General features: G+C 47.7%; 18 protein-coding genes. 6 read left to right on the forward strand and 12 right to left on the reverse strand.

Annotation, left to right across the window (positions count from 1 at the left end; genetic code table 11):
• The first annotated feature begins 7 nt into the window (after window positions 1-7).
• Window positions 8-409 (forward strand): fasciclin domain-containing protein, encoded by a 402-nt coding sequence (locus H6F51_20625; GenBank protein MBD1824878.1) that lies wholly within the window; start codon window positions 8-10, stop codon window positions 407-409.
• A 108-nt stretch (window positions 410-517) separates the two neighbouring features.
• On the opposite strand, the gene H6F51_20630 is transcribed toward H6F51_20625, so the two are convergent.
• The 7 genes from H6F51_20630 to H6F51_20660 form a co-directional block, all read right to left on the reverse strand.
• Window positions 518-1,822 (reverse strand): CO2 hydration protein, encoded by a 1,305-nt coding sequence (locus H6F51_20630; protein ID MBD1824879.1) that lies wholly within the window; start codon window positions 1,820-1,822, stop codon window positions 518-520.
• A gap of 32 nt (window positions 1,823-1,854) precedes the next feature.
• Complete coding sequence (locus H6F51_20635) at window positions 1,855-3,372, reverse strand: NADH-quinone oxidoreductase subunit M (protein MBD1824880.1); 1,518 nt, start codon at window positions 3,370-3,372, stop codon at window positions 1,855-1,857.
• Between the two features lie 48 nt (window positions 3,373-3,420).
• Complete coding sequence (locus H6F51_20640) at window positions 3,421-5,319, reverse strand: NAD(P)H-quinone oxidoreductase subunit F (protein ID MBD1824881.1); 1,899 nt, start codon at window positions 5,317-5,319, stop codon at window positions 3,421-3,423.
• Between the two features lie 363 nt (window positions 5,320-5,682).
• Window positions 5,683-6,135 carry a hypothetical protein gene (locus H6F51_20645; GenBank protein ID MBD1824882.1) on the reverse strand — a complete coding sequence of 151 codons (453 nt, stop codon included), beginning with the start codon at window positions 6,133-6,135 and terminating at the stop codon, window positions 5,683-5,685.
• Window positions 6,132-7,271, reverse strand: coding sequence for a CO2 hydration protein (locus H6F51_20650; GenBank protein ID MBD1824883.1), 1,140 nt, complete (start codon window positions 7,269-7,271; stop codon window positions 6,132-6,134). The genes H6F51_20645 and H6F51_20650 overlap by 4 nt, the downstream gene beginning before the upstream one ends.
• Window positions 7,272-7,273: 2 nt before the next feature.
• Window positions 7,274-8,794 (reverse strand): NADH-quinone oxidoreductase subunit M, encoded by a 1,521-nt coding sequence (locus H6F51_20655; protein ID MBD1824884.1) that lies wholly within the window; start codon window positions 8,792-8,794, stop codon window positions 7,274-7,276.
• Between the two features lie 20 nt (window positions 8,795-8,814).
• Entirely contained in the window at window positions 8,815-10,650 is a 1,836-nt protein-coding gene (locus tag H6F51_20660) for an NAD(P)H-quinone oxidoreductase subunit F (protein ID MBD1824885.1), read from the reverse strand.
• A gap of 487 nt (window positions 10,651-11,137) precedes the next feature.
• On the opposite strand from H6F51_20660, the gene H6F51_20665 reads away from it, so the two are divergent.
• From H6F51_20665 to H6F51_20685, 5 genes are all read left to right on the forward strand, one after another.
• Window positions 11,138-11,446: a carbon dioxide-concentrating mechanism protein CcmK gene (locus tag H6F51_20665; protein MBD1824886.1), complete on the forward strand. Its 309-nt coding sequence runs from the start codon at window positions 11,138-11,140 to the stop codon at window positions 11,444-11,446.
• Window positions 11,447-11,523: 77 nt separating this feature from the next.
• Entirely contained in the window at window positions 11,524-11,865 is a 342-nt protein-coding gene (locus H6F51_20670) for a carbon dioxide-concentrating mechanism protein CcmK (GenBank protein ID MBD1824887.1), read from the forward strand.
• Between the two features lie 6 nt (window positions 11,866-11,871).
• On the forward strand, window positions 11,872-12,171 hold the full coding sequence (locus tag H6F51_20675; GenBank protein ID MBD1824888.1) for a EutN/CcmL family microcompartment protein: 300 nt from the start codon (window positions 11,872-11,874) through the stop codon (window positions 12,169-12,171).
• 81 nt (window positions 12,172-12,252) lie between these two features.
• Window positions 12,253-14,286, forward strand: coding sequence for a ribulose bisphosphate carboxylase small subunit (locus H6F51_20680; GenBank protein ID MBD1824889.1), 2,034 nt, complete (start codon window positions 12,253-12,255; stop codon window positions 14,284-14,286).
• Between the two features lie 9 nt (window positions 14,287-14,295).
• The gene (locus H6F51_20685; protein ID MBD1824890.1) at window positions 14,296-15,009 is read left to right on the forward strand and encodes a carbon dioxide concentrating mechanism protein; all 714 of its coding nucleotides are present in this window, start codon (window positions 14,296-14,298) and stop codon (window positions 15,007-15,009) included.
• 30 nt (window positions 15,010-15,039) lie between these two features.
• Here the strand turns inward: H6F51_20685 and H6F51_20690 are convergent, their stop codons facing one another.
• From H6F51_20690 to H6F51_20710, 5 genes are all read right to left on the reverse strand, one after another.
• A complete protein-coding gene (locus tag H6F51_20690) occupies window positions 15,040-16,107 on the reverse strand; it encodes a CHAT domain-containing protein (GenBank protein ID MBD1824891.1) in 1,068 nt (355 codons plus the stop codon).
• A 286-nt stretch (window positions 16,108-16,393) separates the two neighbouring features.
• A complete protein-coding gene (locus H6F51_20695; GenBank protein ID MBD1824892.1) occupies window positions 16,394-16,627 on the reverse strand; it encodes a hypothetical protein in 234 nt (77 codons plus the stop codon).
• A complete protein-coding gene (locus H6F51_20700) occupies window positions 16,627-16,914 on the reverse strand; it encodes a type II toxin-antitoxin system HigB family toxin (protein ID MBD1824893.1) in 288 nt (95 codons plus the stop codon). Before H6F51_20700 ends, H6F51_20695 begins: the two co-directional genes overlap by 1 nt.
• Before the next feature lie 260 nt (window positions 16,915-17,174).
• Entirely contained in the window at window positions 17,175-17,636 is a 462-nt protein-coding gene (locus tag H6F51_20705; GenBank protein MBD1824894.1) for a TspO/MBR family protein, read from the reverse strand.
• A 105-nt stretch (window positions 17,637-17,741) separates the two neighbouring features.
• On the reverse strand, window positions 17,742-18,665 hold the full coding sequence (locus H6F51_20710) for a glycosyltransferase (protein MBD1824895.1): 924 nt from the start codon (window positions 18,663-18,665) through the stop codon (window positions 17,742-17,744).
• Window positions 18,666-18,773: the final 108 nt, after the last annotated feature.

The raw sequence follows: 18,773 nt of genomic DNA on the forward strand, positions 1-18,773 counted from the left end.
TCGCACTATGGCAGATATTGTTGATATTGCAGTTGGCGCTGGCTCATTTAACACCCTTGTAACCGCAGTAAAGGCGGCAAACTTGGTGGATGCGCTCAAGAGTCCAGGGCCTTTTACCGTATTCGCGCCGAATGACGATGCCTTTGCAAAGCTTCCACCCGGAACGATTCAAACGCTGGTTCAAAATATTCCGCAACTGTCCCGAATCCTGACGTTTCACGTTGCTTCAGGGAAGTACATGAAAGCAGACTTGGAGAAATTAGGCTCGGTGACTTCACTTGAAGGATCACCCATTCCATTTCACTTCGAGGATGGATTTGAGGTAAAGAATGCAACGGTTCTAGCGGCTGACATCGAAGCAGATAACGGGGTCATTCACGTGATTGATACCGTTATTTTGATGGGATAAGAATCAAGTAAATGAGAGAACGATCGTGGAATCGCGATCGTTTTTTTTGTGTGCCTGCTAGATTTGCGGTTCGCTTGGAAATATCAGAACGAACCGCAAAGTCTTGAATTACCGGTAGTCTTGGCTCTGAATCTCACGAATTCGCGACTCAGGGCGTAAGAAACGATCGAGCTGCGATTCAAAGAAGCGTCGATTTGCCATCAGGTGATTTGGATTAGTGTCATCGAGCGGATACAGCAATGCAGCTCGCAACGCTTGAATTACCGCAGAGGTGACGCAATACATCGATCGCTGGAAACTGACAGCGAGCTGCACCAGCATATCGTCTTCACCTCGACAATGCTGCTTGTAATATTCCACCAAGTAAGGTGGCAAGAAATGCAACATATCTTGAGCCAAGAATGTCGGCGGAATTCCAGCGGTTCCAACCGGAAATTTATCTGCGTACAGAACGCCATAATGGAAGTCTTTCTGATCAAATGGAACTTGTCCTGCTTGGGCGTTATAAGACTTCGTACCTCGGAACGGAGACGTTCTGTAGAACACAGCTTCCACGTAAGGTAAAGCTGCTTCGTATAGCCAAGTAAATCCTTTCGATTTGGGAATGATTTCGTAGCATTCACCATCAATGTAAACGTGGTGATAGATTGGGCGACCTGCGATCGCGAAGATTCCATTCACCAAGAAGTCCATCGCTTGTGGAACCGACGCGATTTTGCCTTCATCATATAAGTCCGACATCTCGAAGAACACCGGAGCCATGACTTCCCAGAACAATCCGAGATTCGCATAATAGGAAGCTTGACGGCACTGCTCTAAGAACATATCGGGGAACAGTTTGTACAAGCCTGCCATCACCGGATTCTTGCGGAAGTATGCCTTGATCGCTCGATCGGCATTTGCCTTGTACTCATCGCTATCGAGGTACGGATCGAACTGATTCACCGGAACATACATGCCTCGGTGCCACAGCATCGCCCGCATACACTCTTCCGCGAACTCCATATTGATACGATCGTGCCAGAGGTGATGCAAGGCGCGGGGTAACTTCTTGTTCAGCTCGCCTTTTTCCATGAACTCAATCAGTTCTGGATGCGCTTCTGCGGTACCGCGCCAAATTCGCAAATCTGCATCGTCGCCTGCATAGTGGTTGTGACGCTTCATGTACTCATCCGAGATGAAATACTTGAAGACGGGCAGCGGATTGAGGAAGACTTGCTCACCAATGTAGAGCAAATCGCGCCAGTAGAAGTCCATTGGTACTGCATACGCTTTGTACAGTCCAATAATCTGCATCAGGTTTTCAGGCGTGTCGGGAAGCATTGCGCCGCCTGCTTCGAGGCGATGGATCACTTCCGCAAACGGGTGCTGTGAGGGAGGAAGCTTGGTTTTAGTGGGAGCGGGCATATTCATAGCGAATTCTCTCCTGATTCAGTGGCGCGAACTTAAGAACGATCGACAGAATTAAATGCAACCTGCTCAACTTGAGGGACTGCGGCTGTAACGAGTGCTTTCGTTGTTTGCTCACTCCAGCGCACTAACCAAGTCGGCTGGATACCGAGCCAGAAAATCAACGCCGTCAGAACGAGTGCTGGAACGTACTCAGTAAATTTGACTTTGGGATAGTAGGCGGTGTAGTTGTCGAGCTTTCCGAAACAAGTCCGATTCAGCAGGATGACGAAATAAACCGCAGTTAACCCCGTTCCAAGGATTGCTACTAAGGTCTGCACCGGGAAGGTTGAGAAGCTACCCTGGAATACAAGAAACTCAGCTACAAATCCAGCAAGTCCCGGAATTCCAGCACTCGCCATTGCAGCAAGAATGAGCAAGGCGCTGGTGAGGGGTAATCCTCGAATGGGATTGAGTAACCCGTTGAGAATGTCGCGATCGCGGGTTCCCGTCTTCGATTCGACCAAGCCCACGAGATAGAACAGCAGCGCCAGAATCAAACCATGTGCAATCATTTGAGATACTGCACCGACCATTGCCAGCGGTGTCAGTGCCGCCGCTCCGAGCAATACATAGCCCATGTGAGCGATTGAGCTAAATGCTACCATCCGCTTAATGTCATGCTGTGCCAGCGCCGACAATGCACCGTAGAGAATTGAAACGGCCGCAATGATGGAAAGTCCAGGTGAAATTAGCTTCCACGTTTCTGGGAACATTCCTAGCGCGAATCGAACTAGCCCATAGGTTCCAAGCTTCGCTAAGATTCCACCGAGCAAGATAGCAACCGGGGTCGAAGCTTCAACATAAGCATCAGGCAACCAAGTGTGCAGTGGAACCAGCGGAGTTTTGATCCCAAATCCAATCAGTAAAAGAGTCAACAAAATTAACTGAGCTTTTTGAGGCAGAACCGCTGTGTTGATCTCGCTGTAGTCAAAGCTTGCAGAATGACCTAACCAAGCGATGCCTAGAAATGCTGCTAAAATCAAAATGCCTGAAATCGCTGTGTAAATCAGGAACTTCATCGCAGCATATTCGCGCTTCTGTCCGCCCCAAATCAGAATCAGCAGATAGAACGGAACGAGTTCGACTTCATAGAATAAGAAAAACAACAGCAAGTTTTGCGCCAGAAACGCACCCGCCACCCCCGAATGCACAATCAAAAGGAGAGAGTAAAACAGCTGCGGACGCTGTAAAGCTTCTCCGGGTTTTAGTCCAACTTCGCTGTTGGAAGCTACCACGATCGTGATCAAACTGCCCAACGCCACGAGCGGCAGAGACAATCCATCGATCGCCAAACTATAGCTAATTCCCAAAGTTGGAATCCAGGTGTGGTACTCCTGCATTTGCATCCCGGGCTGGCTCAAATCGAAGTTGAGCATCAGCACGATCGTCCAAACTAGAACGGCACCGGAAACCGCGATCGCACCCAATTTTGCTTGTTTTGCAGACAGTTTAGGAATTAACCCAATGACTAACGCACCAATCAGCGGTAGCCAAATCAACGGACTCAGCATAGAACACTTTCCTTTAGCTTGAGAATCTAGAGAGAATTGAAATGGCGATTAACGCTGAACACTCATGACAATTTCGGTGGTGTTCTGTGGGAAAAGCGAGACTGTGACATGCGAGAGGAATGGCAGACTCAGCAATACACTGATCAAGGCAATTCCGAACACGATCGTCAGCATATAGAACTGCGATTGACCGGAGGTGCTGTATCGCAGGTTCCGACCGCTAAACAGGGTGAGAACACCAAAGAGATTCAGTCCTCCGTCCACGAGGTATTTATCAAACCAGGATGTGATTTGAGAAACGAGCGCAACGACGAAAACAATGCTGCTGCGATACAGATTCGGAGTGTAGAAGTCATAGGCCAGCAGGTCTTGCAGTCCTTTCCAGGGAAGAACCACGGGTTTTGCAATGTTGTTGTTGGTATAGACGATCGCGCTTAAAGCAATGCCTGTAATCGTTGACCAGATCAGCAAAAGTGCAACGTCGGTATTAATGTCTGCCCAACTTGGTAGAAGATCCAAAGCTTCAAGAATGAGCGGCAGATGCAGCGTAAAGCCCATCATTACAATCATCGGCAGCGCCATCCAGTAGTGAACTTCTGGGGATCGTTGAGCCATTTGCTTTGCTTCACCCATAAAGAGTAAACAGAAGACTCGTGTGATTCCAAATGCTGCAAACGCATTCACCAGCAAAATAATTCCAACAATCCAGGGCTGAGTCTCCCAAACGCCTTGTGCAATTTTTAGCGCCGCCCAAAATCCACCGAACGGAGGGAGCGCGACTAATCCAGCCAAACCAATCAAGAAACTAAAGCCTGAAACCGGACGGCGTGACCATAAGCCTCCGAGTTGAGTGACATCTTGGGTGATGCTGTTCCAGACGACTGCGCCACCGCCCATGATGATCAATGCAGATGCCAGCGAATGAGTCAATACGAGCAGGAGAGCCGCTTCGGGTTGCTGAGTTCCGATCGCGATAAACACCAAGCCCATGTAAGCGGTGACTAAATAGGATTGTGTCCGCTTAAGGTCGATTTGAGCGATCGCAATCAATGAGCCACCGATCGCGCTAACCGCACCGATAAAAACCGTGGTCGCTAGAACCGTTGGAGACAGTGCTAAAACAGGTTCAAGCTTGTACATCACCCAAGCACCAGTTGCAACTACGACGGAGTTCCGCAAAATTGAAGCTGGAACCGGACCTTCCATTGCTTCATCTAGCCATAAATGCAAAGGAAATTGAGCGCATTTACCCATTGGGCCTGCAATCAACGCCAAGCCCACGAGGGTGATCACCTTCGGATCAACTTGAGCCGTTTGTGCCCATTCTGCCAGTTCATTAAAGTTCCAGGTTCCTGCGATCGGCAAAAGCGCAACCACCCCCATTAGCAAGAACAAGTCCCCGATCCGCTTGGTCAGAAAGGCATCTCTCGCACCTGTCACCACAAGAGACTGATTGAACCAGATGCCGACAAGCAGATACGTGGCAAGCGTTAGGATTTCCAGAATAAAGTAGCTAAAGAAGAGGGAATTACATAGAACGAGGGCGGTCATTCCCGCTTCAAACAAGCCGAGCAGCGAGAAGAATCGTGCCCAACCCCAATCCATTTCCATGTAGCCGAAAGCGTAAGTCTGCGCCAGAAGATTAATTCCAGCAACGAGAACGATCGCACCCACGCTAAGGGTGGAAATCTCGATCGGGATCGTCAGATTCAGTCCCGCAACATCCAGCCAGGGAATCAAAATCTCCTGGGGAGGCTGTCCCCAAATCGCAGGCAGCGCGAACGCAGCGTGCAAGAATGTTGCCATAGACATGAGCGCGTTGAGGTATCCGGATGGGCGCGGTCCAGTCCGTCGAGTAATACCCGGAAACCAAAGCGCAGAAAGGATAGCGCCAAGAAGAGCGTAGCAAGGGATTAACCAAATGCTTTGAAGCAATGGGTGAGCCATCGAAATTCACCTCTAGATAGCAAGCTGAATCGAAATCAAATGAATGAGAGAATGTCTGCCAGAGACAAGCAGTGCCCAACTCACTGCAACAGCGCTCTGGGACTTATTTTACAAATTCTTAAACACTCTGTAGTAACTATAATGTTTATCACACTTAAGCATTGAAAGGAACACAGCGAACCATTTGGGTGAGGCGCTGAAATCCAGTCATTGTAAGGCTTATAATCTATTATCTATGATTGGAATTGTCCGAATCAATTATTATCAATACTTAATTTAACTATTGAAAAACTTTATGGTGATAACAGAGATTATTCATCGGCTGATCGATTAATATTACGACCGCATTCCATCGCCAAAAGTCTATCTCTCAAGAATCCGCACTTGCCGAGGATCGACGCTGAGCGTAACGCGATCGCCATATTTCAGATCGAAAATGAGCGGAGCGATCACTTCTACGATCGACGGATTCTGAAAATGCCCGATTTTTGTCTCTGGATGCGGATAGTAGATCAGGCTGTCGAAGCTTTTGTTCTGATGGATAATTTGGCAGGGCGTAAAAGAAAAATCCTCCGGCTCAAATCCTTCCGCCCATTGCACATTTCTAAATGTATGTAGAGGCGATATTAGTTCAAATTCGTTCGGGCTGATATTGACGTTGAGAGTACCCGGAAAAAATGGTGTGAGATCGAGTCCCAACTGCTTGAAAAATGGAGTTTGCATCTCGATCGTGCCTTTAGGATAGGGGCTGCTGTTTGTTCTGCCCGATGCAACCCCGTATCCTGCTTGAATGATGCCGCCAATCTGTTGATTCATAAAACGTCGCAAGCTTGAAAACTAATCAGGCGTGACTCTATTAGTTTATCCATCCAGCCTTCTAAGTATTTGCGATTTTCCTCCTGTTCCTTTGGATCTTGGGTGTTGATTTCATGAGGAGCCAATCCCAAAATCGCGGCTGTTGTCACGCAGAACATCGATTTCTGGAAGCTAATACAGATTTTGACACGCATATCACTTTCGCCTCTGAGCGTTCGGCGGTAAAAATCAAGCAGGTATTCCGGCAGATAATGCGTCATGTCTTGCATCAACAACGTGGGTGGAATTCCACCGCCGCCAACCGGTAATGGATCCGCATACAGTGCACCATAGGAGAATCGTTCTTGCTCTAAGGGGATTTGTCGCGCTTGAGCATTGTAAGAGACGGTTCCCATGAACGGAAAAGATTTGAAGAATACCGCTTCCACATAAGGCACTGCTGTATCCATCAAAAACTGTAAGCCTGCGGATTCTGGAATGATTTCGTAAGTACGATCGCCAATCTTCACGGCATAAGTAATGGGTAGTGCTGCATTGTTCACCAATCCCGCTTTCACATGATTGACGACATCTTGAATGGTTTTAATTTCACCGTTGTCATAGCGATCGGACAGATTGAGAAACATATCGCTCATCACCGTCCAAAACTGCCCAAGTGCACTGTAATAACAAGACATTCGCACTTGTTCCAGCAGAAAATTTGGGAAAATTTGCGACAGATTTCGGATAAAGAAGTTACTTTTGATCTTGGCTTGAATTGCTTGTTGTGCGCGATCGATAAATTCGCAGCTATCGACATACTGATCTAAGCCACCACCGCCGTGCCACAACATAGCTTTCATGCAGTATTCGGAGAATTCGTAGTTAATTCGATCGTGCCACCAATGCTTTAAAAGCTTCTTCGTTGAAACGTCTCCGTCGAAATACTTGAAAAATGGAAACAACACTAAAAACTGATTCTCAGCAATGAATTCGAGATTGCGAGAATAAGCGCCTAAAACAACGCCATAGCTTTTAAGAACGCCAACGACTTCAATCAAGTTCGTGGGCGATTCCGGCAAAAGTGCGCCGCCTGACTCGATGCGCTCAATGATATCGGCTAACGAGTGCGAGGATTTTGAACGTGCGACAACCATAGTTACTCCAACGGTAAGACCGAAACGGGATGAGATTGAGTTGGGGCGGAATGAACTGCGATCGTTGGATATTCGCTCAACATTGCAGTCGTTGTCGTCTCAGTCCAATGCACCAGCCAACTGGGTTGCAAACCCAACAGCACAATCAAAACCGCCACCGCAATAGAAGGAATTCGTTCCGACCAAGACACCGGTGGCAGATTTGCAAACTGATCCGGCAGCCGCCCAAAGAAGGTGCGATTCACCAATAGCAAAAAGTAAACCGCCGTCAAACCTGTGCCAATCATACTGAGCAGTGTTTGCACTGGGAATGCGATGAAACTTCCCCGGAATATCAGAAACTCCGAAATAAACCCAACCATTCCTGGAATTCCAGCACTCGCCATCACACCCAAAATCATCAAACTACCGACGATCGGTAAGCCTCGCTCTGGAGTTAACAATCCTTTCAAAACGGTAATGTCACGGGTTCCTGTTTTGGTATAGACTACACCGACTAGGGCAAATAGCAGCGCGGAGATCAAACCGTGGCTCACCATCTGGAACACACAGCCCAACAGACTTAGCGGTGTTGCCGCTGCGGCAGCGAGAAGAATAAATCCCATGTGCCCGACTGAACTGTAAGCCACCATCTTTTTCATATCGGTTTGAGCGATCGCAGTAAAGGCACCAAACAACACACTCACGACTGCCCAAATCGCCAGGTATGGAGCCAATACCGCCCAAGCTTGCGGAAATAACTGCAATCCAAACCGCAACAACCCATAAGTTCCAAGCTTCAACAATACCCCTGCAAGCAGCACTGAGATTGGCGTAGAAGCTTCAACGTGAGCATCGGGCAACCAAGTATGTAGCGGAAACAGCGGGATCTTGATCCCGAATCCGATTAGAATCGCGCCCAGCAATATCACTTGTGATGTTAACGGCAGTGCTTCGGTTAATGCTGGGTTGTATTCAAACGAGGTTGCGCCGCTTAACCAAGTTAAACCTAGAAATGCAATTAGAATTAATATTCCTGAAACCGCCGTGTAGATAAGAAACTTCGTCGAAGCGTACCCCCGCTTTGCTCCTCCCCAAATTCCAATCAGTAGATAAAGTGGAATGAGTTCCAACTCATAGAACAAGAAGAACAACAATAAGTTATGAGCGAGAAATGCTCCAGCAACGGCAGCATTAATCACTAAAATCAGCAAGTAATAAAGCCGAGGACGTTGAACGGCTGGGGGCGTGGAAAACAGCGCAATCAGGGTTAAAAAGCAATTCAGAACAATCAGCGGCAGCGACAAACCGTCTAACCCTAATCGGTAAGTCAGTCCCAGTGGTTCCAGCCAGGGCAGATCTTCTTGAAACTGAAGTCCGATATTAATCACATCAAACTGAGTCGCAATCCAAAGCGACACAGCTAAGGCAATGCTAACGGTTGCGATCGCTGTTCTTCTCAAAGATTGATCGGAGATCGAACCCGGCAACAGTCCAATCACGATCGCACCCAAAATCGGTATCCAAATCAACGCACTCAACATAAGTCATTCTTTAGAAAGAGTTACCACATCGACCAAGTTAGAAGCGCACCTAACAAGCCAACCACAAGCGAAATGGTCAGCATATAAGCTTGCGATCGTCCTGAAGCGCTATATTTCAAAGTCTCACCGCTAAAGAGCGAAGCTAATCCGACGAAGTTGACTACTCCATCCACGATGTAACGATCGCACCAGGCGCTAAATTGAGCGATCGCGTTTACAACCAAAACCACACTGACGCGATATAGACGATCCACGTAAAAGTCATACGCCAGCAAATCTTGGAAAAATCGGAGCGGAGCTTGGACGGGACGAATCCAGGCATAGTTCAACGTGATTGCAAATCCCAACGCTGTACCCGCGATTCCAGACAGAATCAACAGTCCTGCTGCTGACCAATTCATAATCTCCCAATGAGGCAATAGGTTCAGAGTATTGAGGATGATCGGAATCATCAAGGTTAAAACACTTAGTGACACCATAGGCACAGCCATCAGCCAGGGAACTTCTGGAGCGCGTCGAGTTTTTGGCTGCACCTTACCCATGAACACTAATCGGTAAACTCTCGTCAGGTTTAGAGCGGTTAGTGCATTCACCGCCAGCACGACCACGACTAGCCAAGGCTTGTCATACCAAAAATCATCAATTCCGCGCTGCAATGCCCAGAACCCACCCAGCGGAAACAGCCCCACTAATCCGGCTGAACCTGTTAGAAACGCAGTGGTTGTCGCAGGCATTTTTGACCACAAGCCGCCCATTTCTGTGATGTCTTGAGAACTGGTGGTCATAATGATTGATCCGGTACTCATGAACAGAAGCGCTTTTGCGATCGCATGAGCAAACAACAGAATGAAGGCGAAATCCGTCCAGCCAATGCCGACCGCAATAAAGACTAATCCGAGATAAGCACTGGTGGAATGAGACAATGCCCGCTTCATGTCAATTTGAGCGAGAGAAACCAGAGAAGCCCCGATCGCAGTCATCGTTCCTAAAGTCACCAGAGCAGTGGAAGCGACAGGCGACAACGTAACGATCGGCTGAAGCCTGATCAATACGTAAGCGCCACATCCAACGACAACTGAGTTCCGTAAAATCGATGCAGGATTCGGACCTTCCATTGCTTCATCCAGCCAGAGATGTAGCGGAAACTGGGCACACTTCCCAATTGGGCCTGAAATCAACGCCAGTCCCAGTAACGCCGACACCACAGGCGACAGTTCTGCCTTTTCTGCCCAATCATAAAGGCCCGGAAAATCTAAGCTTCCAGAAAGCGCGGACAGTGCCACAACACCCATCAACAGCAACACATCTCCAACCCGCTTGGTCAGAAACGCATCTCGTGCCGCAGTCACAACAAGTGGTTGAGCATACCAAAACCCTACCAACAAATAAGTTGAGAGCGTCAGCATTTCTAGAAGTGCATAGGTCAGAAAGAGCGAATCACTCACTGCCAATCCGCTCATTGCACCTTCAAAAAATCCCATCAATCCAAAAAATCGCGCCAGCGCCCAGTCTTTCTCCATGTACCCCAGCGCAAACACCTGAGCAAACAGACTCAAGCCCGTCACCAGCTCCATTGCACCAACACTGATTGGAGAAAGCTCCAACGAAAACGTCAAATCTAAATCTGCTGCCTGCAGCCAGTGAAAGGCGAAATGCTGCGGTTCCTGTCCCCAGACTGCGCCAAACAGTGCGATTCCATGCACAAACGCTAGCACAGTCGTTAATACATTAAGATAAGCCGCAGGACGAGGACCTGTCTTCCGAATCAGTCCCACAGACCAAGGCAGCGTCAAAAATGCACCCAGAAGTCCGTAGCAAGGAATCCACCAGCTTGTTTCGATTAGGGACTGCTGCATACTCTTCGCCTAGAAATTTGCTAAAAATGCTCCCCGAACCAAATTCGCTTGAACCTGGGGGAGCTTTACATAATTTTCCGGATTCAAAACCGAAAATAATCGCTCTAAAGTCTTAGGATTCAGCTTAGCGCTTCAACCCTTTAAAAGTAAAATGTGATCGATAGACAAATTCAATCATTGAGATTAGCTTGGATTTATATAGACTTTTAATGATTTATTAACGATTCGATTTTTCGGATTGAAATCAATCTATGGTTACATGTTGACTCAGGTTATTCCAGCGACTTCAATCAGAGACATTAGCTCCGCTTATGTCATGAATTTGCAACTATCATAGAACATTATATTGTCAAGTGACAGACTCAACTCTATTCTGAAGAAGTAGCACAGTGGAAAACTCGACAACAGTAAGAATGATGGGCGATCCCCGTCGCTCTTTTGGTTTACGATGTTGAATTAGTTCCACTTCAATCTATGGAGAGACGAAATGCCGATCGCTGTGGGAATGATTGAAACGCGGGGATTTCCGGCTGTGGTTGAAGCCGCAGACGCAATGGTGAAAGCCGCTCGTGTCACCCTGGTTGGCTATGAAAAGATTGGTAGCGGTCGCGTGACTGTTATCGTTCGGGGCGATGTGTCCGAGGTGCAAGCTTCTTTGGCGGCGGGACTGGAATCAGTCAAGCGCGTTAATGGAGGTGAAACTGCATCAAGTCACATTATTGCGCGTCCGCATGAGAACCTAGAATATGTCTTACCGATTCGATACACCGAAGCGGTGGAACAATTCCGAAGTTAAATGTGCGCGATCGTTTGGGTTTGAATTGACATCGAGTTTGAATTGACATCGTTTTTTGATTGGAAGGGAGAATTACAATGGCTATTGCAGTTGGCATGATCGAGACGTTAGGGTTTCCCGCAGTTGTGGAAGCCGCAGACGCAATGGTGAAAGCCGCTCGTGTGACCTTGGTGGGTTACGAGAAAATCGGTAGCGGTCGGGTGACTGTGATTGTGCGGGGCGACGTTTCAGAAGTGCAAGCTTCGGTCGCGGCTGGAATTGAGAATGTGAAGCGCGTCAACGGTGGACAAGTGCTGTCTACTCACATCATTGCGCGTCCGCACGAAAACCTGGAGTACGTGCTGCCGATTCGCTATACCGAGGCAGTTGAACCGTTCCGTGAAAGCGTGAGCGGTATCCGTCCGCTGAACCGTCCATAGTCCCCGATGCAAATTGCAAAAGTTCGGGGAACTGTTGTCAGTACGCAGAAAGAGCCGAGTCTCAGAGGCGTAAAATTCCTCTTAGTGCAGGTTCTCGATGAAGAAGGGCAGCCGCTTCCGCTATATGAAGTGGCTGCTGACAACGTGGGCGCAGGGGTCGATGAGTGGGTATTAGTGAGTCGCGGCAGCGCAGCGAGGCAGGTTCCCGGTAGCGAGAACCGCCCAGTCGATGCTGCTGTGATCGCCATTATTGATACGGTGAGCGTGGATAATCGCCCGCTGTACAACAAAGGAACTCAATACTAGGGTTCGATCATTAGGGTCGAACCTTCCATTCTCCTCCCTGCACAGTTAGCTTGCTTGTGCGGTTTTGTTAGGAGAAATGCTATGGCAGTCCGTAGTGATGCGGCTCCGCCTACACCCTGGTCGCGGAATCTGACTGAGCCGAAGATCGATCAATCGGCTTCTGTGCATTCGTTTTCTAATCTGATTGGCGATGTGCGGATCGGAGCAAACGTAGTGATTGCGCCGGGAACCTCAATTCGGGCGGATGAAGGCAGTCCCTTTTTTATTGGATCGCGATCGACGGTTCAAGATGGGGTGATGATTCACGGCTTGGAGCAGGGGCGAGTCGTTGGGGACGACGGCGATTCCTATTCGGTCTGGATTGGAAACAATACCGCGATCACCCACATGGCGATCATTCACGGCCCTGCCTATGTGGGTGATGATTGTTTTATTGGTTTTCGATCGACGGTGTTTAACGCCCGAATCGGAAATGGGTGCATTATTATGATGCACGCACTGGTTCAAGATGTGGAAGTGCCGCCTGGGAAGTATGTGCCGTCGGGTGCAGTGATTACGACTCAGCAGCAAGCCGATCGATTACCGGAAGTGAGTGAGCGCGATCGTGCTTTTGCTTCCTACATTGTCGGCACTGCATCAAAGACAAGTTCTCAAGCGGCAGTTTCGAGTCGGAGTGCCGCGAAGTCCACGACAGATATTAAAGCTGGCAGTAGCGCTACAGAAAATGGGTCAATTATGAACGGCGAAGTTGTTAACCACGTTCGGCAATTATTAGCGCAAGGCTACCGAATCGGCATGGAACACGCAGATAAGCGGCAGTTTCAGACCAGTTCTTGGAAGAGTTGTGCGCCCATTCAAGCAACGAGCGAGTCGGCTGTGTTGGCAGAATTACAATCCTGTCTTGCGGAACACAGCGGTGAGTATGTTCGCTTGATTGGGATTGATACGAAGAATAAAAAGCGGGTGCTGGAAGCGATTATTCAGCGTCCGGGTGATAAGCCTACAAGTTTCTCAGGCGGTTCGAGCTATTCGGCTCCGTCTTATAGTGCAGCAAATTCGAGCTACAGTTCGGCTTCGAGCTATGGTTCTGCATCGAATGGAAACGGTCACAGTAGCGGCGGACTTGATCCGACTGTGGTAGCTCAGATTCGTCAGATTCTATCGAAAGGTGGTCGGATTGGAACCGAACACGCAGACAAGCGCCAGTTCCAAACCAGTTCCTGGAAAAGCTGCGCCCCGATTCAGACTACAAATGAATCCGCAGTAATGACAGAGTTACAGCGATGTTTAGCAGAACACAGCGGCGAATATGTTCGCTTGATCGGGATTGACACTCAGAACAAGCGACGGATGCTGGAAGCAATTATTCAGCGTCCAGATGGAAAGCCTGTGGCTCAACCGACTTCGCACGTTACCTCTCATCATCAACCTGCTGTTCATCACACGGTTGATGGCGCACTTGCGGGCGATGCAACAGAGCAAATTCAACAACTGTTAGCGCAAGGCGCAGTGGTGGGTTTGGAGTTTGCAGATGAACGTCGATTTAAGTATGGCTCTTGGAACAGTGCGCCAACGATTCAGGCGGGTTCGGCTCAAAGCGCGATCGCGGCTCTCAATTCGTTTATCAACGAGCATCGCGATCACTACATCCGCTTGGTTGGCGTTGATCCAAAACAGAAAAAGCGAATTGCAGAAAGTGTGATTCATCGCCCCGGAAAAGCTCATGCTTCTAACGGTAACGCCAGTGGTTACAGCAGTTCAGCCGCTTCTGAACCGCCAATGTATAACGGGCCTTCGAGCTACAAATCTCAGCCTCCGCTTTACACACCTTCCAGCAATGGTAACGGTCGTCTAAGTCCGGACACTGTGGAGCAGATTCGTCAGCTTGTGCGTCAGGGCTACAAGATTGGGGTTGAGTTCGCGGATCAGCGACGTTATAAAACCAGTTCTTGGCAGACTGCAACTTCGATTCAAACCAACCGTGATGCTGAGGCAATCTTAGAGGTTGAAGCAGCGATCGCGAACTATTCCGGTCTATATGTGCGCCTAATCGGCATTGATCCGAAAGCAAAGCGGCGTGTAGCTGAAATGGTGATTCAACAACCTGGTAAGTAGTTTACTCTGATGCAATCGCCGCCTCTACAGTTAATGCCCGTGAGTACGACCCACTACTATGTGAGTGGGAATGTCACGGTTCACCCAGGGGCAGCGATCGCACCAGGCGTTTTGCTGCAAGCTGATCCGGGCAGTCGGATTGTAATTCATCAAAGCGTTTGTGTGGGGCTTGGATCAGTGATTCAGGCGCATGAGGGAACGATCGAACTCGGTGAAGGCGTGATCATCGGGGCTGGGGTGTTGCTGATTGGTGAGTTGACCGTGGGCGATCGTGCTTGTGTGGGTACGGGGACAACGGTGATGAATCGATCGATTGCGAGTTTGTCGATCGTGCCTCCGGGGTCGTTGTTGTGTGAGGAACTGCGATCGGCTGCGGTAGAAGAGCCAACTGAAGAAGTTTACGAGCCTGGTTTCTGTCCACCGCCACCTGAGAACAAGCAACCTGAAGCAGTGAAAGAACCGGAGCTTGTGAAGGATGTTTGGCAGAATAATGGCTCGAAGCCACAGATAGAAGAGATTTCTCAAACAAATGGAGCGAAGCCACAAACCACCGCTGCTGAAGTGAATGGAGCAAAGCCGACAGTAGAGGCGCAAGAGTCGGATGAAATTGAATCTCCAGCTTCGCAAAATGGGCAGGTGTATGGGCAAGCTTATGTGAATCGATTGTTGGGTAAGATGTTTCCGGGGCAGCGATCAGCAAACGATAATGGCAATCCATCCTAACAAAAACAAACAAGGTGGCTTGTTGAGTAGTTAATGAGGCGGTTCGATATCTTCTAATGAAGTATTCACAACAGCAAAAAAATCATCATTACTAAACACTTGACCAAGTAATTCCCATCCTGCATCCAACGGCACTTTACTCTCACCATCTTGATAGTAATGTTCACCCAAAACACCGCCTGCTGCTTCTATTAGGTCATAAGCAGCAAGCATGGTGAGATTCTCGTGTTCATACTCTTGCTTCTCAATATAGTTGATGATCTTGCTTTGTCGTGACAAATCTAATCGTAATAGTACCTTCATAAGAAACCAGAAAGTGAAGGCTTTTTCATCTGAAAAATCTTCTACATCTCGCAAAGCAAAACGTTCCTCGATTCCTGACACAAGGATTGCCACATAGTAAGCTATTTGCCTATCTGACAGCGATTCAATACGCTGTTGAACAAGTCTAATTATGTTGTCAAAAAAAGGTAGCTTTAATTTTCTTTCTATTCGCTGCTTGATTGAAGATTCAAATTCTATATTTCTCTTATTAATTAGTACTGGTGTCAAATGCTCTGGGATACCTTCGACTTGAATAGCATAGCAACCCAATCTGTATGAGAAGTCAAAAGAGCGACCTGCTCCCAAAGCGTCATAAAAACCAACAGCGAATGAAATTGCTGCTCTGTCGCCAATTGCTTGCTGCATTCCAATCACGTATGGAATATGTTGAGCAATGCTTTCCGCTTGGACTTTAGAATAACAGCCGTTTAAAACTACACACTCTACTTGGTCAGCAAACAATTCAAATAGCCCAGATAGAGCATCTTTTGTGACGAATTTTTGCTGTCCTGATTCATCCTCGAAAACTAAGCCATTCTCTCCCGCACCATGCCCTGAGAAATGCACAATATTTGGAACTACATCCAATAAAGCACGATGAATGTCTCTTGAACGTACTGCCCACTTCTGAATCAATTCAAACTGATCACGATGCTTTGCTCGATTTAGTCCCTCGTTAATTTCTCTTACTTCTTCATCTAAACGCAAATGTGAGGTATTTTTTGGATTAGAAGCCAAAATTAAAATCTTTCGAGGTGAAGCAGCGCTATTCATACTGGTTCCACGTAATTAGATTCTTCTCCAGTGTAATTTCCTGCTCAATTATTGGCATCGCACTAATAACTCTTTGGCTGCATTACTTTTGATATCTAATAGACATTAGTTTGAGTTTTATACGATCCAACTCAGTACCCGACTCGCTGGTGCGCGGTTTGTGGCGTTGGGGATGAAGTGATTTTGCTCTGGAAGGTCGATCGCGTTCTTGAGTCGATCAAGGGGTGCGATCGCGGCTCTCGAAGAGAACTCGATCGTCCAGTAGTCCGAGGATTAAGAAACTCAATTAAGCGACTTCGTCTAACTCTGGAACAAACTCAGCCTCGTAATTCTCAATTAAAACTCCGATCACATCCATCATTGAAGCCAAAGGATGATCCTCATCTTCACCGACTTGATCAATCAAACGATCAAGCAAGGAAACTAGCCGCTCATACTCTTGTTCTGTATGAGGCACAAAAACGGTTTCAGCGATCGACGACCAAGCAGTAATTGTTTTCTCTAAGTTGAGATTTTGCATTACTCTTTCCACCTCTCTTCATCATATTCTGCGTGAGTTAGGACAGCCCGAATGTAAATCTTCTGGCGATTGTAATGAATAGCGGCAATCAGTCGAACCTTATTTCCTCCAATGTTAAAGATGGTGAGTTTTCCGACTTGATCAGCAGACGGAAATCGCTCACGGAGTTCTAGAAACGAAGCAAATTCGCCTTGTTTGACAGCTTTGTACCACTGAGCAAGAGCGGTTTTTGTATCTGGATGAAGCTTTGCAAACTCATTAAGCCGTTTACGGGTAATGACGTGCATATTAATTGACTCATTTCCGCTCCATCATACAGCGGTCACGTACTCGTGCGCTGGAGGCATCGCTCCGCTCCACCGATCGCCTAATTTCTAAATCAGTTTCGCCGTTGTGGGGATTGAGGTGTTAGAGGTGGAGATTTTGCTCTGGAAGGTTGGTGTTTCGCTCGCCGAAGGTGTTCGCGTTCTTTGATCAATCGAGGAATGCGATCGCACCCCTCGATCTTGAAGGAGTGTATTCTTTAGAATCGTTTGGAGGCTCTGACTTAGAACGATTCGGGGTTGAGTTTTCCCATTTCCCAGGTGGTGTAGGTTCCGATCGGACTCCAAATCAAATAAGGCAAGAGTAAGAGCGCTGCTGTGCCGGAGATTGATAAAACTTGAAACGCTAAAAACAGTCCCAAGACAAAGCCTAATCCACCGACGATCGTGCCATTCCGTAAGCTTCTTGTCCACAACAGCACCGGAGAATAGGCAACGATCGTGACTTCAATCAATGCATAGAATGCCATTAATCCCCAGTTTTGGGTCTTTTCCCAGACGATGTAAGCTGACCAAGCGCCGCAGATAAAAACGATCGTCCAAATCAACGGAATCGCTTTCTCAAACGTCAGCCATCTAGGGCGCTGCAATCGATTGAACCATTTGATATCTTTGGGGCGAAGAATGCTGCTTCCTAATGCAATTAGGAAAGTGACAACACCAATAACTAACCAAGAGGGAAGCATACGATCAGCGCTCCAAAACATCTGACTTGCATTGTGTCAGAGGTTAATCATTCGGGAATCGATCGCAAGAGTGAATCTAGAAAGAGAGCAAATTAGGCAAAAATATTAGTGCTTGTGCTGAACTTCGGCATAAGCCGCATAAACACCTTTGACGTTGTACCAATTTAAGAAAATGCGGGCGACTTGTTCTGCAAGTTGAGGTTTGCCTTGTTTGATTAGTGATCGCATCACAGGCGCAAGTGTTCTCTCATTCAACAATCCACCCAGCGATAACATGCCCCACAGGATTCGGTGAATCCAGGTCATTTGAATCATCATTCGCACATCCCAAGTTGGATGTTTCTGATAAAACACAACTCCCATTCGACCCCGTTGTAATTCAACATCGATTAAGCGGGGAATTTGATCTAAAGAGAACGCAGGATGCCAATGATATCCCACAGCTTCCGGGCATTTAATGAGCTTTAATCCTAAGTTCTTCAGCCGTACACCGAGTTCTAGATCTTCCCAACCGTATTGTTTGAATCCTGTATCAAATAATCCCGCCTTGATTAGCCAATGACGCGCGATCGCAACATTCCCCGTCGCAAAATAAGCCGCAGAAAAGTCAGTTAACTTATACGGCTCAGAGGTGGGATCATTGAAATTTGCTGTATTAATCACACGACCATAAGTGAACACTCGATCGTTCCCTAATTCCTTCTGTGCTTGAACTAAGGCTTCAACGTGCGATCGTAGAAACACATCCGTTACCACTAAATCACTATCAATAAAAACGATCGTGTCACCTTTTGCTTGTTCGACTCCGTAATTTCGTGCTGCCGCCGCACCCTGATGATTCCGACAAAAGAGGCGAACATGCGGAAAATCAGCCGCATTCGATCTCAACCATTCCACTGTGCCATCGATCGAGCCATCATCGACGACAACCACCTCATACTCGGAAAACTGCTGACATTCGAGCGCTCGGAGGCACTTTTCTAAAATCGGTTTACGGTTGTAGGTCGGAATCACAACACTCAAAAACACAGCATTCTCCTCAAAGGCACGTTCCTAGTATCCTCGATCGACGTTGAACCTGATTAAGTTCCAAATGGGTTCTCTTCTCAAAACAGTATTGATTTTTAACCTAGATCC

It is taken from the genome of Cyanobacteria bacterium FACHB-DQ100, from assembly GCA_014695195.1.
Taxonomy (GTDB): domain Bacteria; phylum Cyanobacteriota; class Cyanobacteriia; order Leptolyngbyales; family Leptolyngbyaceae; genus Leptolyngbya.

What these genes read in the sequence shown, in the direction of transcription:
- H6F51_20625 (MBD1824878.1), top strand. Translation starts at nt 8, where the DNA reads ATGGCAGATATTGTTGATATTGCAGTTGGCGCTGGCTCATTTAACACC.
- H6F51_20630 (MBD1824879.1), bottom strand. Translation starts at nt 1,822, where the DNA reads ATGAATATGCCCGCTCCCACTAAAACCAAGCTTCCTCCCTCACAGCAC.
- H6F51_20635 (MBD1824880.1), bottom strand. Translation starts at nt 3,372, where the DNA reads ATGCTGAGTCCGTTGATTTGGCTACCGCTGATTGGTGCGTTAGTCATT.
- H6F51_20640 (MBD1824881.1), bottom strand. Translation starts at nt 5,319, where the DNA reads ATGGCTCACCCATTGCTTCAAAGCATTTGGTTAATCCCTTGCTACGCT.
- H6F51_20645 (MBD1824882.1), bottom strand. Translation starts at nt 6,135, where the DNA reads ATGAATCAACAGATTGGCGGCATCATTCAAGCAGGATACGGGGTTGCA.
- H6F51_20650 (MBD1824883.1), bottom strand. Translation starts at nt 7,271, where the DNA reads ATGGTTGTCGCACGTTCAAAATCCTCGCACTCGTTAGCCGATATCATT.
- H6F51_20655 (MBD1824884.1), bottom strand. Translation starts at nt 8,794, where the DNA reads ATGTTGAGTGCGTTGATTTGGATACCGATTTTGGGTGCGATCGTGATT.
- H6F51_20660 (MBD1824885.1), bottom strand. Translation starts at nt 10,650, where the DNA reads ATGCAGCAGTCCCTAATCGAAACAAGCTGGTGGATTCCTTGCTACGGA.
- H6F51_20665 (MBD1824886.1), top strand. Translation starts at nt 11,138, where the DNA reads ATGCCGATCGCTGTGGGAATGATTGAAACGCGGGGATTTCCGGCTGTG.
- H6F51_20670 (MBD1824887.1), top strand. Translation starts at nt 11,524, where the DNA reads ATGGCTATTGCAGTTGGCATGATCGAGACGTTAGGGTTTCCCGCAGTT.
- H6F51_20675 (MBD1824888.1), top strand. Translation starts at nt 11,872, where the DNA reads ATGCAAATTGCAAAAGTTCGGGGAACTGTTGTCAGTACGCAGAAAGAG.
- H6F51_20680 (MBD1824889.1), top strand. Translation starts at nt 12,253, where the DNA reads ATGGCAGTCCGTAGTGATGCGGCTCCGCCTACACCCTGGTCGCGGAAT.
- H6F51_20685 (MBD1824890.1), top strand. Translation starts at nt 14,296, where the DNA reads ATGCAATCGCCGCCTCTACAGTTAATGCCCGTGAGTACGACCCACTAC.
- H6F51_20690 (MBD1824891.1), bottom strand. Translation starts at nt 16,107, where the DNA reads ATGAATAGCGCTGCTTCACCTCGAAAGATTTTAATTTTGGCTTCTAAT.
- H6F51_20695 (MBD1824892.1), bottom strand. Translation starts at nt 16,627, where the DNA reads ATGCAAAATCTCAACTTAGAGAAAACAATTACTGCTTGGTCGTCGATC.
- H6F51_20700 (MBD1824893.1), bottom strand. Translation starts at nt 16,914, where the DNA reads ATGCACGTCATTACCCGTAAACGGCTTAATGAGTTTGCAAAGCTTCAT.
- H6F51_20705 (MBD1824894.1), bottom strand. Translation starts at nt 17,636, where the DNA reads ATGCTTCCCTCTTGGTTAGTTATTGGTGTTGTCACTTTCCTAATTGCA.